Raw genomic sequence first — 15,426 nt, 5'->3', positions numbered from 1 at the left:
TTATATTATACAAAAGGTCGCGCGGTAATTACTCTATCGAAAACCAATAATCAAGGAGAGCAAGGTGAAGAGAAGAGATTTATTAACAACATACGATCTCATTGCCAGTAGCTACTCGATATCGAAAGATGGTGATTATTTTATCCATAAATTTTCGCCAAAAAATACTTCTACCATCTATCAAGCTAGAACAACTAGCAGCACTCCAATCATCACCGAGGGAGATCGATACAACATTGGATACTCGGTAGACAATGGCGTAAACTGGGTCGAGGTAACTGCTATCTCAAACTCAAGCAAGACAACACCAGACTCAGCATTTTCCGCCATGGAACTGGCGGGAAAAGAACTCTACGATACCGAAAAGGCGAAGAACGATGCAAGGATTAAATACAACGCAAAAGGATATTATTGGGGGAAAAAATATGCATGGCGCGTTTTTGGAATTGGCTTAGCAAAAGAAGCATTTTATAAGTACCTTAAAGAAATCAAACACCCTTTCATTGAATGTACAGTTTTCAATGTTGACAAAGGGCATCCACCATCAAAATCTATAGCATATTCAGAAAAAGGTCTTAAAGATGCCGTGGAAAATCTTATCAAGTCTGCAAAACCCGTAGGCGCACGCTACAAATCTCCTCACTACACTCATACATTTACTATCAAAGGCTTTAATGCGATCACAGACAAAAAATGAAACAGATTTAATTTTCGCAAGCGTCACCCCCCGCTTTCAATGACCGCGAAGGCCGAGTGGTTGTGGATGGACTCGAAGCTCTCCACCTCAACGCGGTACCAGCGGATCTGGGGGTGCTTGTCCAGGCCCTGGGCGGCGGCGCGGACCACGTCCTCCACAAAGGCCGGATTGGCGAAGGCGCGCTCGGTGACGTACTTCTCGTCCTCGCGTTTGAGCAACGAATAGACTTGGCACGACCCGGCCTGCTCGCCGATCTCGATGAGATCCTCAAGCCAGAGAAAGCCCTTGAACCGGGTCTGGATGCGGACCTCGGCCCGCTGGGAGTGCGCGCCCTCGTCCGAGATGGCCTTGGAGCAGGGGCACACAGTCATGACCGGCACGTCCGCGCCCAGGGTGAAGGTCAGGGTGTCGTCGCGGTATTCGCCGTCCACCCGGCAGGTGTAGTCCATGAGGCAGTCGGCCCCGCTCACGGGCGACTTGCGCCGCAGGAAGTACGGGAACACGAAGCGCACATGGGCGCTGCGGGCCTGGAGCCGCCCCACGATGTCGTCGAGCAGGGTCAGGAAGGTGTTGTAGTCCAGTTCGCCGGACCAATGCTCAAGGGCCTCCACGAACCGGCTCATGTGGGTGCCCTTGAACTCGGCGGGCAGGTCCACGGACAGGGAGACCTGGGCCACGGTGTGCTGGATGCCCGACTCGCGGTCGCGGACGATGATGGGCAGCCGCAGCCCCTTGACGCCCACCCTGTCGATGGGCATGGCGATGTCCGCCACATGCTTTTGTACGTCTTCCATGTGTCATTATTCCGTTGTATCCCGGCGCACGGGCACGAAGGGCGCGCCCATGTCGGGAGGGGTGAAGGCGGGGCCGCCCAGGCGTCGTGCCAGGGGGCCGGGCTAGATCAGGTCCTTGCCCGTGGTGGTCAGGGCGAGGTTGCCGTGCTTGACGCCCTTGGTGGAGATGAGCTGCTGCCCCAGGGTCTTGATGGCGTCGGCGTCGCCCTTGAGGATGATCACCTCAAGGCAGTTGTGATGGTCCAGGTGGACATGCAGGGACGACTGGATGACGTGGTGGTGGTCGTGCTGAATTTCGGTCAGCTTCTGCGAGAGGCCTGACTTGTGATGGTCGTAGACCAGAGTCAGGGTTCCGGCCAGATCGCCCTCGGCCTGCTCCCACTCGCGCTGGACCAGGGTATTGCGAATCAGGTCGCGGATGGCCTCGGAGCGGGTCTGGTAGCTGCGCTCATCGCAATGCTGGTCGAACTTCTCAAGCAGTTCCGAGTCCAGGGACACGCCGAAACGAATGGTCTTGCCCATGCTTCCCTCCGATCAGGTTGATTCAGGATATGGTAACTTCCCACAGGTTCACCGTGGCGTTCTGGCCGCACAGGGCCACTTTCTCCACGGTCAGCAGCTCGGCCGTAAAACCTTCCCGCCGCACCAGCTCCCACACCGGCCGCGACACGGTGCGCACCGGCTCGCCGATCCAGATTTTGCCACCGGGTGCCAACACATGGCGAAACAGGCGGATGAGCGGATCGAAGAAGCGCTTCTCGTAGAGCACGTCGCCGCCCCAGACAAAGTCGAAACCATGGGCGCGCACAGCTGGCTCGCGCCAGTCCATGAGCGTCCACAGCGGCTGGGGGACGTTGTTCAGCGCCGCGTTGTGCCGGGCGAAGCGCACGGCGGGCCACTCGTAGTCAAAGGCCACCACCCGCGCCCCCACATGGCTGGCGATGATGCCGGTCAGGCCCAGGCCGCAGCCGAGGTCAAGGCACATCCTGCCGCACAGCACCTCGGCGTTGCGCAGGATGTGGCGGCCCAGCAGCACGCTGGCGGGCCAGACCTCGGCCCAGTAGGGCAGCCGCTCGTCCGCGCCCAGGTCGTCCTCGCCCATGCGCTCCCAGAGCGCCTCCATGTCGGCCTCGCGATCAAGGAGCCAGACCCGGCCGCCCACCTCCACGCTCACACGCGAAGTGCAGCCAGGCGGCTCGTCCCCGTGGGGCACGGCTTCATGGACGTGGACAGGACGCTTGGAAATCATACGCATGAAGGATGGTACACTCGCATCGTGCCATGGTCAACGATGTTCGTATTACCATTGACCTCCAGGCCATGAAAGACAGCGTGGCGCATGTCCCGGCGTCATCTTTTTGGCGTCTAACGCATGGAATTCGGCCAAAGGACAAAAAGACCGAAAAAGCGTCATAATTTTTACTGTTTTCAACGGCATCGGAGCGTGATATATTTTCCAGATAGCATTTGCCACTCTGAATATTTCCGCCACCATAAGGAGACGAACCCCATGATTCCCGACAATCTTCTCTACGCCAAATCGCATGAATGGTGCAGCATCGACGGCGATGTCGCCACGGTGGGCATCACCCACTTCGCCCAGGAACAGTTGGGCGACCTGACCTTTGTCGAGCTGCCCGGCGTGGGCGACACCTTCGAGGCCGGAGCCGAGATGGGCTCTGTCGAGTCGGTCAAGGCGGCCAGCGAGATATACGCCCCGGTGTCGGGCGAGGTCATCGAGGTCAACGAGTCGCTGGAAGACGCGCCGGAAAAGGTCAACGAGGCCCCCTACGGTGACGGCTGGATGCTCAAGTTCCGCATCAAGGCCGCGCCCGAAGGCCTGCTCGACGCCAAGGGCTACGCCGCAGTGGTCGAGTCCGAGAGCCACTAGCGCCACGTTTCGCGGCCGGGGCGCTCCCGCTCCGGCCGCGCTGTTTTCACCACCACCCAGCAGGTATCACCCATGCCGTATGTTCCCCACACCGAAGACGAAGTCCGGGAAATGCTCGCCACCATCGGGGTCGCCTCCATCGACGACCTCTTTGCCGAGATTTCGGCCGGAATGCGCCCGGCCAGCTTCGACATCCCCGAGGGATTGAGCGAGATGGAAGTGCTCGCCCGGCTCGAAGGCCTGGCGGGCAAGAACGCCATCGACCGCACCAGCTTCCTCGGGGCCGGATTTTACGACCACTACATCCCGGCCGCAGTGGACGCCCTGACCATGCGCGGCGAGTTCTACACCGCCTACACGCCCTACCAGCCCGAGGCCTCCCAGGGCACGCTCCAGGCCATCTTCGAGTACCAGACCGCCGTGACCCGGCTGCTGGGCATGGAGTGCGCCAACGCCTCGGTCTACGACGGCGGCACCGCGCTGTACGAGGCGCTGATGATGGCCGTGCGCAAGACCCGGCGGCGCAAGATCATCGTCTCCGAGGGGCTCAACCCCATCTACCGGGTCATGCTCGGCTCCTACACCTCGAACCTGGACCTCGAATTCGTCACCGTGCCCCACCTCGACGGGCAGACCGACATGGCCGGGCTCAAGGCGGCCATCGACGACGAGACCGCCGCCGTGCTCGTGCAAAACCCCAACTTCTTCGGGTCCATCAACGACTTCACCGACCTCTTCGCCACTGCCAGAGAGAAAAAGGCCGTGTCCGTGATCTCGGCCTATCCGGTACTTCAGGCCCTGCTCAAGACGCCGGGCGCCATGGGCGCGGACGTGGCCGTGGCCGAGGGCCAGTCTCTGGGGCTGCCCCTTTCCTTTGGCGGGCCGTACCTTGGCATCATGACCTGCACCAAGGACATGATCCGCCAGATGCCCGGCCGCATCGTGGGCCGCACCGTGGATGGCGAGGGCCGCACCGGCTATGTGCTGACGCTGCAAGCCCGCGAGCAGCACATCCGCCGCCAGAAGGCCACCTCCAACATCTGCTCCAACCAGTCCCTGTGCGCCCTGCGCGCCCTGGTCCACATGTGCGCCCTGGGCGAGCTGGGCCTTAGGCGCGCGGCCCGGCTCTCGGTGGAGCGCGCCCATCTCTGCGCCGAGCGGCTCACGGCCATCCCGGGCGTGGACATGCTCACCAAGGGGGCCTTTGGCAACGAGTTCGCCGTGACCCTGCCGGTCAACGCCTTTGAGGTCATCGCCCGGCTGACGGCGCGCGGCTTCGTGCCCGGCTTCCCGCTGGGCAGGTATTACGAAGGACTGGAAAACGGCCTGCTCGTGGCCTGCACCGAAAAGACCAGCGAGGAGCAGATCGGCATCTTCGCCGAGATGCTCCGGGGGGTGCTCAGATGAAGACCATATTCGACACATCCGTGGCCGGACGCGAAGGATGCTGGCCCTGCGAGGGCAAGGCCGAGGAGGCGTACATCCCCTCCGAGCTGCTGCGCCAGGGCGACATAGGGCTGCCTTCGGCGTCCGAGCTTGACGTGGTGCGCCACTTCACCCGGCTCTCCCAGCGCAACTTCGGCGTGGACGGCAACTTCTACCCGCTGGGGTCGTGCACCATGAAGTACAACCCCAAATTCACCGAGGTGGTGGCCGCCATGCCCGGCTTCACCCGGCTGCATCCGGTGCTGCCCCAGCTCCAGGGTGCTGGCGGACAGTGCCAGGGCGCCCTTGAGGTCATGTACGAGACCGAGAAGCTGCTCTCGGAAATCACCGGCATGCACGCCTTCACCCTGCACCCCATGGCCGGGGCGCACGGCGAGTTGACCGGCGTCATGCTCATGGCCGCCTATCACAAGGACCGGGGCAACAAGAAGACCAAGATCATCGTGCCAGACTCGGCCCACGGCACCAACCCGGCCTCTGCGGCCATCGCGGGCTATACCGTGGTCTCGGTGGAGTCCGTGGACGGCATCGTGGACCCGGCCGCCCTGGCCGAGGTGCTGGATGACGAGGTGGCGGGCATGATGATGACCTGCCCCAACACGCTCGGCCTGTTCGAGAGGAACCTGCCCGAGATCGTCCGCATGCTGCGCAAGGTGGACGCCCTGCTCTACTACGACGGAGCCAATCTCAACGCGGTCATGGGCAAGATGCGCGTGGGCGACGTGGGCTTCGACATCGTCCACCTCAACCTGCACAAGACCTTCGCCACCCCCCACGGCGGCGGCGGCCCCGGCTCCGGCCCGGTGGGCGTATGCGAGAAGCTCGAACCCTTCCTGCCCATCTCGCGCGTGGTCAAGCTTGAGGACGGCCAGTTCTTCCTCGACTACGATTACCCGAAATCCATCGGCTACGTGGCCCCCTTCTACGGCAACTTCGGCGTGGTGCTCAAGGCGTATGCCTACATCCTGCGCCTGGGCCGCGCCGGGCTGATCCGGGCCACGGAAAACGCAGTGCTCTCCGCCAACTACATGCGCAAGCGGCTGGAAAAGCACTTCGAGATTCCCTACAACCGCATCTGCATGCACGAATTCGTGGCCAGCGCGGCCGAGCAGGCCAAGACCGGCGTGCGCGCCCTGGACATCGCCAAGGCCCTGCTCGACAAGGGCTATCACGCGCCAACCGTCTACTTCCCGCTCATCGTGCCGGAATCCATCATGATCGAGCCCACCGAGACCGAGAACAAGGAAACCCTGGACCAGTTCATCGACGCCCTCATCGAGATCGCCGAGATGGCGATCACCGATCCGGCGGCGGTCCAGGCCGCGCCGCGCACCCTGCCGGTCTCGCGGCTGGACGAAACCCGCGCCGCCCGCGCCATGGAGCTGACCGATGACCTATGATCTCGTGGTCCTGGGCGCTGGCCCGGGGGGATTCGACGCGGCCGTGGCCGCGGCCGGACACGGCCTCAAGGTCGCCCTGGTGGAAAAGGGCTTCCTCGGCGGCACCTGCCTCAACCGGGGCTGCATTCCCACCAAGCTGTGGCTGGGTGCCACCTCGGCCATTGACGAGCTGCACAACCAGGCCAGGATGAAGGTCGCCTCGGGCGAGGTGAAGGTGGACTTCCCCGCCCTCCAGGGCCGAGTGGCCAAGCATTTGGCGGGCACGCGCAAGGCCATGGCCATGCAGCTTGGCAAGCTCGGCGTGGAGCTTGTGGAGGGCTTCGGCAGGCTGGCGGGCGAGGGCGCGGTGGAGGTCGAGACGACCGACGGGATCAAGACGCCGGACGGGGTCAGGACGCTGAAATGCGCCAATATCGTCATCGCCACCGGGTCCAGGCCCATCTTCTTTCCGGGCCTTGAGCCGGATGGCAAGTGCGTGCTCGACTCGGACATGTTCCTGGCCATGGAGACCATGCCCGCCTCCCTCATCGTGGTGGGCGCGGGCTTCATCGGTCTGGAGATGGCCCAGGTGGCCCACCGCTTCGGCGCCCGGGTCACGGTCATCGACGCCATGGACCGGGTGGCCCCGCTGGAAGACCCCGAGATATCCAAGGCCCTCCAATCCACCTTCAAGCGATGGAAATGGGACGTGCTGCTCGAAAAGCGCGTGTCCGGCGTCCGAACAGTGGACGACCAGGGAGAGCTGACCATGGACACCGGCGAGAAATACACGGCCGACATCATCCTGGTGGCCGTGGGACGCGGCCCGGTGACCGACGGCCTTGGCCTGGACAGCGTGGGCATCAAGACGCCCATGCGGCGCATCGAGGTGGATGAACACCTCCGGGCCGCGCCCGGCATCCACGCCGTGGGCGATGTCAACGGCATCATCCAGTTGGCCCACGCCGCCTCCCACCAGGGCCATTACGTGGCCGCCCTGGTGGCCGGAAAGACGGACGCCCCCTACGACTCCGGCCCGGTGCCCAGCGTGCTCTACGGCGCGCCCGAGGTCATGCGCGTGGGCCGCATGGAGAACGAGGTCCATCTGGCCGACGAGGAATGCGAGGTTTCCCTCGCCCAGTTGGCGGCCAACCCCATGGCCCAGGCCCACGCCGCCACCCAGGGCTTTGTCAAGGTGATCTGGGCCAAGGGGCGCGTGGCGGGCGTCACGGCCGTGGGCCACGACGTGTCGCGCCTGACCACCCCGGCCACCATGATCGTGCGCCAGGGCTGGACGGCCCACGACCTGCACTCCATCGTCTTCCCCCACCCCTCCCTGGATGAATCCCTGCTGGCCGCCCTTCAGGCCGAGCGCATTCCAGTGGAATAGCCATCACCCGACATTCGACCAATGCAAGGGGGGAAGGCCGATACGGCCCTCCCCCTTTTTCATGCGCGATCATTTCCGCTGTCCGGCTATCTGGGGAACGACCCGTTGTTGATGTCCAGACAGGTGCCGTTGATGTATTCCGGGCAGTCGGTAGCCAGCCAGAGGATGGCCCGGGCCACTTCCTCGGCCCTGGCGAAGCGGCCGGTGTACACCGCCTGGAGTATCGCCTTCTTCCGGGCCTCGGGGATGACATGGAGCATGTCCGTCTCCACCGGGCCGGGGGCCACGGCGTTGACCACCACCCCGCTTGGGCCGAGCAGCTTGGCAAAGCTCTTGGTCAGGTTGATCAGCCCGGCCTTGGTCACGCCGTACCAGATGTCCGGGTGGCCGATCTGCCCGGCGATGGAAGCGTTGTTGACGATGCGCCCGCTCCCCTGGGCGGTCATGTGCCGGGCCGTCTCGCGGATCAGGGCAGCCGGGGCCTCAAGATTGAGGCGCAGGATGGTGCGCACCTTGTCCTCGGGATACTGGTCGTACGGCAGGGCGTACATGACGCCCGCGTTGTTGACCAGCACGTCCACGGGATCGAGCCCGGCCACCAGGGCGGGGATGCCCTCCACATCGCTCAGGTCATACTCCACGGCGGTGACGGAGTCGTCCCCGGCCAGGGGGAAGGTGGAAAAATCGCGGGCCACGACCGTGACGTGGCAGCCGCGCTCAATGAACAGCCTGGTGGCCTCAAGGCCGATGCCCTTGTTGCCGCCGGTGATCATGACGTGTTTTTTCATAACAGTGCCTCGCTCCTGTGTTTGATTCGTTTGTCCTGCCCGGAGGATACCCGGACGCTCCCCGGCCGTCCACCCCGCCTGCCCGTATCGCGCGGGCAGACCCCCGGGAAGCTCCCCGGGCGGCTTCCCTTCCGGGGCCGGATGTGATTGAATCGACAAAACCCCATCCGCAACCAGCGAGGCTCCCATGATTCTGGACATTCTGGCCCACGCCGAACAATACGCCGCCCTCAACTCCCGTTTCCAGGCCGCCTTCGATTTCCTGCGCAGGGCCGACCTTGCCGCCCTGCCCGTGGGCCGGGTGGAGATCGACGGCCCGCTCCACGCCATGGTCGCCAAAGGCCCGGGCCGCGCGCCCATGGACGCCCTCATGGAGACCCACGACCGCCATATCGATGTCCATTACGTCCTCGACGGCTGCGAGACCATCGGCTGGAAGGCGCGGCCCGATCTCGGCCCGGCCGCCGAGAACCCGGACCCGCGCTCGGACGCGGCCTTCTACAGCGACAAACCCGTGGCCTGGACCACGCTTTCGCCCGGCATGATCGCCATCCACTTTCCAGAGGACGCGCACATGCCCATGCTCTCGGGCGGCGAGGTGCACAAGGTGGTGGTCAAGGTTCCGGTGGAATGAAGCCAGAGGGCCTGATGGAACCGGAATGCCCGCGAGGGGCGGATTTCAGGCGATGCGAAATCAATCAGATGCGGGGAGACGGGCCGGACGGCCGGGATTCGCCGCCCACGATCAGTGGACGACCTGCTCGTCCGGGTCTGCGGCGTAGAAGCCGCCCTGATTGGGCATCTCCAGGGCCATAAGCCCTTCAATGGACAGATCCGGCCCGGCCCAGAGGGTGCCGGTCACGGCAAAGCCGCGGGCCAGCCGCTTGGCGTGGTCCAGGGCCTGGGCTATCTGCTGCACGTACTGCTCGCGGGGAAAGACGAACTCCGCGTCGTGGGTCCAGTCGGGCATGGACTCCTCGGCGGGCCAGGAGATGGGGTTGCGCAGCCGCCACTTGACCGTGTCGGCCGCGTGGGAGACCACGACACCGTCGTCGATGCCCAGGCAGGAGGGATCGCCGCAGTCGCAGGTGTAGATGAAGAACTCGCCCGACATGGTCGAGGAGGTGACGAGGTCCACCGGGTCCACATACACGTTGGGCTCGTGCAGGAACTGGCCGTCCACCGACAGGTTGAAGTCGATGTAAGCGTCCTCGGGATGCGCCTCGTCAAGGGACAATGTGACGGAAATCCTGATCTCGTTCATGGGCTTTGTTCCTGGGCTCCTTTGGCCGCACGGGCGACCGCCGACAGGCATGTAGCACATTCCCGCACCCTGCACAACGCCGGGGATCACCCCCATGCCCTTGCCCCATGCCCTTGCCCCACGCCCCTGCCCCGATCTCCCGGCCATTTCCGGCCATTTCCTGCCACCGGCCCAAGGCGCGCATACGACTTGAGCCCCGGGCCGAAAACAGGTATCCACAGATTCCTTCCAAGACACCACACGAGGAGACCATCCATGGCCGCATACGAGATCACCCCGCTTACGCCCATGCCCGAATTCGACATCATGTACTTCATGGAAATCGCAGGAGAAACCCGCGTTGACCATGATGCGATGGAGGAATTCGAGCCCTTCTGGGACAAATGGGCCGCCAACAACCTCAAGGCCTGCAAGCTCACCAACCCCGATGGCGAGGGCAGCTTTCTGCTCATCTTTCTCGACCAGGAGGCCGAGGACACCATCGAGGGAATCTGGCAGGACTCGCCCACCCATGGCCTGCTCTTCCACGCCCTGGCCATCACCATGGTCATGAGCGCGGCCCAGGGCTTCGTGCCCGAACTCTCCGACGGCAACTGCGCGCCGCTGCCCAGGCCGGGCGAGGGTGTGCTCGGGGCCTTTGCCGAGCTGGGCCTGACCTGGAACCAGGAGGGCACCGTCAACCGGAAATACGCGGTACTCACGCCCTACCCCTATGTGGGCGGGTGCGAGGTCTGCTATCTGAGCGACAACTGTCCCAAGAGCACGGCCAGGAGCAACTAGCCATGCCGTTCACGGTCAAGGACGTTCTCACCATGCAGGTGGCTCCGGCCCTGGGCTGCACCGAGCCCGTGGCCATCGCCCTGGGCGCTGCTGCCGCCGTGTCGATTTTGCCCGACGAGGGATTCGATTCCATCGAGGTTTTCCTCGACCCCAACGTCTACAAGAACGGACTGGCCGTCTCCATCCCCGGCACGGGCGGCCTCTCGGGCCTGGACATGGCCGCTGCCCTGGGAGCGGCCGGGGGCGACCCGTCCCTGCGGCTCGAGGTGCTGCGCCCCATCGCCGATGGCCATGTGGCTGAGGCCAAAGCCGCCCTGGCCGCCGGCAAGATCACGGTGTCGCTGCTCAAGGACCGCCACGGGCTCTTCGTGCGCAACGTGGTCCGGCGCGGCGACGACGTGGCCGAAAGCGTCATCGAGGGGCTGCACGACAACATTACCAGCCTGACCCTCAATGGGCAGCCCGTGGGCAGCCCGCTGCTCAAGCCCCACGGCGAGGACGGCCACGCCAGGCTCATGGAGATGGAAGAGTGGCTCAAGGGGCTCTCCCTGACCGAGATCATGGCCCTGACCGACCACCTGGACGAAGCGGACTTCGCCTTCCTGCGCGAGGGGGTGGACGTGAACATGCGGCTGGCCGAGCAGGGGCTCAAGTTCGGCCTGGGCCTCGGCGTGGGCAAGACCCTTGAGCGGCTGGTGCGCCAGCGGCTGATCAGGAAGGACATGATCCTGGCCGCCCGCATCCTCGCCTCCAGCGCGGCGGACGCGCGCATGTCCGGGATTCCGCTCCCGGCCATGAGTTCCGCGGGGTCCGGCAACCACGGGCTGACCGCTATCCTGCCCATCTGGGCTGTCAAGGACTTCATCGACGACGCCGACGAAAAGACCGTGCTCGAAGCCATCGCCCTGTCGCACATCGTCACCGCCTTCGTGAAGGCGCACACGGGCAGGCTCTCGGCCATCTGCGGCTGCTCGGTGGCGGCCGGAGCCGGAGCCACGGCGGGCATCACCTACCTGCTCGGCGGCGACGCAACCCACATCGCGGGGGCCATCAAGAACCTGCTCGAAGACCTGGCCGGCATCATCTGCGACGGGGCCAAGGCCGGATGCGCCCTCAAGCTCTCCACCGCTGCGGGCACTGCGGTGCAGGCCGCCCTTTTCGCCCTGCACGGGGTCAATGTCCACGCCACGGACGGCATCATCGGCGACTCGTCCGAGGACACCATGCGCAACATCGGCACCCTGGCCGTGGACGGCATGATCCAGACCGACCGGACCATCCTCGACATCATGCTGCGCAAGCGGCTCACCGAAGAGTAGCCCGACGCGACACGACACGACACGCAAAAGCCCTGCCCGCTCTCGCGGACAGGGCTTTTGCGCACATTCCGAGAAAGTCTAGAAGTAGGCCAGACCCTGCGGCGGGGTCTTGTTCTCGAAGAAGGCGTCCACCCGTTCCTTGTCGGCCGAACTGATGCGCAAGTCAGAAAGGTTGAGCGGTGTCGAGAGGTTGCCGTAGGTCTTGACCGCTCTGTCGATGAAGTCCGCGTCCACGAAGGCGGCCCGGATGGTCACCGGCCGACCGCCCCAGCCCACGGTCAGAGCCATCACCGGCTGGCGGTCCGGCCCCCGGGTGATGAAATTGCCGGTGCGGACCAGACTCTCGATGATCTGATCGGGAAATATCCCGGCCAGCCGACCGAGCTGATCGACAAAGGCGGGCATCACCGCCAGATAGTGCAGGTGGTCAATCTTGCAGGCGATGGACCGGCCGGGCATGTTCAGAATCCAGGGCTCCTCGGCAAAGCCCCGGCCCAGGGCCCGCTGCACCCTCTCGACAATCTCCGCGTAATCCTTGAGCGGCATGACAATCCCCCCGCGATGACGTTCCGGCCGCCCGGGCGGCCAAACAAGGACGCCCCGGCAGGCGGGGCGTCCTCGGATCACTTGGCTTGGGTGGCGAACTGTTGCATGTACCGGGCGTTGAGTTCCGCATTGACCTTGGCTGTAATGGCCTCGACCTTGGCCGCGCCCACATCCGGGGCGAGCGTGTTCAGCGTGTCCGGCAGGATGCGCTCGCAGTATTCGCTGCGGGCGTAGGTGTTCAGGTTCTCATGCTCGGTGTTGGTGGCCACATCGTAGCAGACCACCACCTTGGCAGCGTAGTAATTCTCATAGGCCGTGGCCGCATCGCCCGCCTTTTCGGCGCACTTGGCCTTGAGGAAATAGGCGTAGGCGATATCCATGGTCTCGTTGGGCCGGGCAATGGTCTGATCGAAATACGACTGGGCCCCGGCGCAATCCCCCTGCTTGTACAGGGCGACACCCTCGTCAAGGGCGGTCCGCTGCCCGCCGCACGCGGCCAGCGCAGCGGCGACCCCCATCAGCACGGCAACCATCAGCATCTTCTTCATCGGCACATCCTCGCTGGCAACGTTAAGATTCTACAGCATGTCTAATTATTAGCCCATTATGGCCGCCACGTCCAGACCTTGGCCCCGCGCAGCGAATCAGATGGAAATGACCAGGGGCACCACCACCGGGTCGCGACCGAGCACCTTGCGGAAGAACCGGCGCAGGGCCGAGCGGATGCGCTCCTTGAGCTTGGCCGTCTCGCCCGGGGCGATGTTCTCGTGCACGTCGAGCACGATGCATTTGGCGTCGTCGAGCAGATGCATGTACTGCTGTTCGAAGATGAAGCCCTTGGACATGATGTCCGGCCCCATGCTGATTTCCCCGGTGGCCTCGTCCACCACCAGGACCACGATAACCATACCCTCTCCAGCCAGCAGCTGGCGCTCGCGCAGCACGCTCTGGCCCACATCGCCCACGCCCTTGCCGTCCACCAGGATTCGCTCCGCCCTGAAGGTGCGGCCAAAATGCATGGAGCCGTCCGCCTCAAAGACCACGGACTGGCCATTCTCGACCACCAGGGCGTTCTCCTCCTCCACGCCGCACTCCGTGGCCAGCCGCACATGCTTGACCAAGTGGCGGTATTCGCCATGCACGGGGATGAAGTATTTCGGGCGCACCGCTTCGAGCATGAGGGTCAGCTCGCCCGCATGGGCGTGGCCCGAGGCATGGACGTCGTGCATCTTCTCGTAGAGCACCTCGGCCCCGAGGCGATAGAGATTGTTGATGACCCGGGTGATGGCCCGCACATTGCCCGGAATGAACCTGGAGGAGAGGATGCACAGGTCGCCGGGCTTGACCGATATCTGCCGGTGCTCGCCCATGGACATGCGCGAGAGAGCGGCCAGGGGCTCGCCCTGGGAGCCGGTGACCAGCAGCACAAGCTCGGAGTCGCCGAACTCGTCCAGCCGGTCAAGCTCTATGAAGGTGCCCTTGGGAATGCGCAGGTAGCCCATGTCGCGAGCCAGCTCGATGTTGCGCAGCAGCGACTTGCCGGACACCGCCACCTTGCGCCCCTCGCCGTCGGCCAGGTCGAAGACCTCCTGGATGCGCTGGATGTGGCTTGAGAAGAGCGAGACCAGGATGCGCCCCTTGGCCGTGGAAAAAATCTCGCGCAGGCTGACCTTGATCTCGCGCTCGGTCAGGGCGAACCCCTCCCGGGCCACGTTGGTGGAATCCGAGAGCATGAGGGTCACCCCCGGCTCGGAGAAGCGGCGAAAAGCGTTCAGGTCGGTGGCGTGCCCGCCCAGCGGGTTGCGGTCGATCTTGAAATCGCCGGTGTGCACCACCCGGCCCACCGGGGTCTCGATGCCCAGGCCATAGCCCTCGATGATTGAGTGACAGACCGGGAAGAAATTGAAGGTGAAATCGCCAAGCAGCACCCGATCATGGGGCCGCACCGGCCTCAGATCGGCCCAGCGGGCGAGATCGTGCTCGCGCAGCTTGTTTTCCACCAGTCCCAGGGTGAACTGGCTGCCGTAGACCGGCACGTCCACGTTCTGGAGCAGCCAGGGCAGCGCGCCGATGTGGTCCTCGTGGCCGTGGGTGAGCACGATGCCGTGCAGCATGGCCTTGTTCTGGAGCACGAAATCGAAGCAGGGAATGACCACGTCCACGCCGAAATGGTAGTCCTCGGGAAACATCAGGCCGCAATCCACCAACACCATGGAGCGCTGCGTCTTGAAGGCCATGCAGTTCATGCCGATCTCGCCCAGGCCACCAAGGGGGTAAACGCTGAAAGAAGGGGAATCCGTCATCTATGCATCCTTGGCGAGCAGTTCGCGGTAGGCGGTGCGCATCATCTCGCGCAGGTCGTCCTTGAAGGCTTCGCGGTCCTTGATGGTGTATTTGGCCGGGTCGATGACCGGCAGGGCCTTGAAGCGGATCACATGGCGGTTGTCGATGACCTTGGCCCCCTTGGGCATGATCTTGCCCGTGCCGGTCATGACAAAGGGCACCACGGGCAGGCCGCACTTGAGCGCCAGGATCATGCCGCCGATCTTGAAATCCATGAGATCATCAAGCTCGGTGTTACGCGTGCCCTCGGGAAAGATGAGGGGAGAGATGCCCGAGCGGGCCGTGTCCACCGCGGCGTTCAGGCTCTCCATGGCGGCCCGGCGGTTGTCGCGGTCGATGGAGATGTGGCCCGCGTGGGCCAGCGCCCGGCCGTAGATCGGGATGTCGAAGAGGCTCTTCTTGGCCACGAAGCGGATGCGGTTGCCCTTGAGCAGGGTGAAGAGCACCGGGATGTCGAGATTGCTCTGGTGGTTGCCGATGAAGACATAGTGCCCCTTGGGGTCGATCTCCCCCATGTCGGCCTCGATCCTGACTCCGGCAAGGCGCACGGCGGCCGCTCCCCAGGCAAGACCCCAGTAGTCGTATTCCTCGGGCGTGGAGCTTTCCCTGTCCACGCGGAGCATGCGGATGCTGTAGTAGATGGTGACGGGTATCAGGAGCAGAATGAAGAAAATGCGTCGGAACATGGACATCCTCTATGGTGTTGACTCACGACTGAGTAAACCATTATCCCGCGCGAAACAAGTGCGCAGCCAGCCGATTGCGAAGAACAGGAGGCATTCCTGCCGC

The 15,426-nt window shown here is 63.9% G+C and carries 17 protein-coding genes; 8 read left to right on the top strand and 9 right to left on the bottom strand.

Annotation, left to right across the window (positions count from 1 at the left end; genetic code table 11):
* Positions 1–64: 64 nt before the first annotated feature.
* Positions 65–697: a hypothetical protein gene (locus tag QQS14_RS07345; RefSeq protein WP_285906322.1), complete on the top strand. Its 633-nt coding sequence runs from the start codon at positions 65–67 to the stop codon at positions 695–697.
* A gap of 23 nt (positions 698–720) precedes the next feature.
* On the opposite strand, the gene folE2 is transcribed toward QQS14_RS07345, so the two are convergent.
* The 3 genes from folE2 to QQS14_RS07330 all read right to left on the bottom strand — a co-directional run bounded on the left by folE2 (position 721) and on the right by QQS14_RS07330 (position 2,740).
* A complete protein-coding gene (gene folE2, locus QQS14_RS07340) occupies positions 721–1,491 on the bottom strand; it encodes a GTP cyclohydrolase FolE2 (RefSeq protein WP_285906321.1) in 771 nt (256 codons plus the stop codon).
* Positions 1,492–1,593: 102 nt separating this feature from the next.
* Positions 1,594–2,013 carry a nickel-responsive transcriptional regulator NikR gene (nikR, locus tag QQS14_RS07335; RefSeq protein WP_285906320.1) on the bottom strand — a complete coding sequence of 140 codons (420 nt, stop codon included), beginning with the start codon at positions 2,011–2,013 and terminating at the stop codon, positions 1,594–1,596.
* A 22-nt stretch (positions 2,014–2,035) separates the two neighbouring features.
* Complete coding sequence (locus QQS14_RS07330) at positions 2,036–2,740, bottom strand: class I SAM-dependent methyltransferase (RefSeq protein WP_285906324.1); 705 nt, start codon at positions 2,738–2,740, stop codon at positions 2,036–2,038.
* Positions 2,741–3,001: 261 nt separating this feature from the next.
* Here QQS14_RS07330 and gcvH point away from each other — a divergent pair, with 261 nt between their 5' ends.
* From gcvH to QQS14_RS07310, 4 genes are all read left to right on the top strand, one after another.
* Complete coding sequence (gene gcvH, locus QQS14_RS07325; RefSeq protein WP_285906319.1) at positions 3,002–3,382, top strand: glycine cleavage system protein GcvH; 381 nt, start codon at positions 3,002–3,004, stop codon at positions 3,380–3,382.
* A 72-nt stretch (positions 3,383–3,454) separates the two neighbouring features.
* A complete protein-coding gene (gene gcvPA / locus QQS14_RS07320; RefSeq protein ID WP_285906318.1) occupies positions 3,455–4,789 on the top strand; it encodes an aminomethyl-transferring glycine dehydrogenase subunit GcvPA in 1,335 nt (444 codons plus the stop codon).
* Entirely contained in the window at positions 4,786–6,228 is a 1,443-nt protein-coding gene (gene gcvPB, locus QQS14_RS07315) for an aminomethyl-transferring glycine dehydrogenase subunit GcvPB (protein ID WP_285906317.1), read from the top strand. Before gcvPA ends, gcvPB begins: the two co-directional genes overlap by 4 nt.
* The gene (locus QQS14_RS07310) at positions 6,218–7,597 is read left to right on the top strand and encodes a dihydrolipoyl dehydrogenase family protein (protein WP_285906316.1); all 1,380 of its coding nucleotides are present in this window, start codon (positions 6,218–6,220) and stop codon (positions 7,595–7,597) included. Before gcvPB ends, QQS14_RS07310 begins: the two co-directional genes overlap by 11 nt.
* 86 nt (positions 7,598–7,683) lie before the next feature.
* On the opposite strand, the gene QQS14_RS07305 is transcribed toward QQS14_RS07310, so the two are convergent.
* A complete protein-coding gene (locus QQS14_RS07305; RefSeq protein WP_285906315.1) occupies positions 7,684–8,385 on the bottom strand; it encodes an SDR family NAD(P)-dependent oxidoreductase in 702 nt (233 codons plus the stop codon).
* Between the two features lie 187 nt (positions 8,386–8,572).
* On the opposite strand from QQS14_RS07305, the gene QQS14_RS07300 reads away from it, so the two are divergent.
* Positions 8,573–9,019 (top strand): NanQ anomerase/TabA/YiaL family protein, encoded by a 447-nt coding sequence (locus QQS14_RS07300; protein WP_285906314.1) that lies wholly within the window; start codon positions 8,573–8,575, stop codon positions 9,017–9,019.
* A gap of 111 nt (positions 9,020–9,130) precedes the next feature.
* Here the strand turns inward: QQS14_RS07300 and QQS14_RS07295 are convergent, their stop codons facing one another.
* Positions 9,131–9,649 carry a hypothetical protein gene (locus QQS14_RS07295; protein WP_285906313.1) on the bottom strand — a complete coding sequence of 173 codons (519 nt, stop codon included), beginning with the start codon at positions 9,647–9,649 and terminating at the stop codon, positions 9,131–9,133.
* Between the two features lie 255 nt (positions 9,650–9,904).
* Between QQS14_RS07295 and QQS14_RS07290 the strand changes: the two genes are divergently transcribed.
* Both QQS14_RS07290 and QQS14_RS07285 read left to right on the top strand, forming a co-directional pair.
* Entirely contained in the window at positions 9,905–10,429 is a 525-nt protein-coding gene (locus tag QQS14_RS07290) for a hypothetical protein (protein WP_285906312.1), read from the top strand.
* 2 nt (positions 10,430–10,431) lie between these two features.
* Positions 10,432–11,748 carry an L-cysteine desulfidase family protein gene (locus QQS14_RS07285; protein WP_285906311.1) on the top strand — a complete coding sequence of 439 codons (1,317 nt, stop codon included), beginning with the start codon at positions 10,432–10,434 and terminating at the stop codon, positions 11,746–11,748.
* Positions 11,749–11,826: 78 nt separating this feature from the next.
* Here QQS14_RS07285 and QQS14_RS07280 read toward each other — a convergent pair whose 3' ends face one another.
* The 4 genes from QQS14_RS07280 to QQS14_RS07265 form a co-directional block, all read right to left on the bottom strand.
* Positions 11,827–12,294 (bottom strand): hypothetical protein, encoded by a 468-nt coding sequence (locus tag QQS14_RS07280; RefSeq protein WP_285906310.1) that lies wholly within the window; start codon positions 12,292–12,294, stop codon positions 11,827–11,829.
* Positions 12,295–12,371: 77 nt separating this feature from the next.
* A complete protein-coding gene (locus tag QQS14_RS07275) occupies positions 12,372–12,842 on the bottom strand; it encodes an outer membrane protein assembly factor BamD (protein WP_285906309.1) in 471 nt (156 codons plus the stop codon).
* Positions 12,843–12,938: 96 nt separating this feature from the next.
* Complete coding sequence (locus tag QQS14_RS07270; protein ID WP_285906308.1) at positions 12,939–14,597, bottom strand: ribonuclease J; 1,659 nt, start codon at positions 14,595–14,597, stop codon at positions 12,939–12,941.
* A complete protein-coding gene (locus tag QQS14_RS07265) occupies positions 14,598–15,323 on the bottom strand; it encodes a lysophospholipid acyltransferase family protein (protein WP_285906307.1) in 726 nt (241 codons plus the stop codon).
* Positions 15,324–15,426 lie beyond the last annotated feature (103 nt).

Origin of the sequence: Pseudodesulfovibrio pelocollis (assembly GCF_030282845.1) — a bacterium.
In the GTDB taxonomy this organism is placed as follows: domain Bacteria; phylum Desulfobacterota; class Desulfovibrionia; order Desulfovibrionales; family Desulfovibrionaceae; genus Pseudodesulfovibrio; species Pseudodesulfovibrio pelocollis.
Note: the sequence above shows the minus strand (reverse complement) of the source record. Positions and strands in the feature narration are given on the sequence as shown.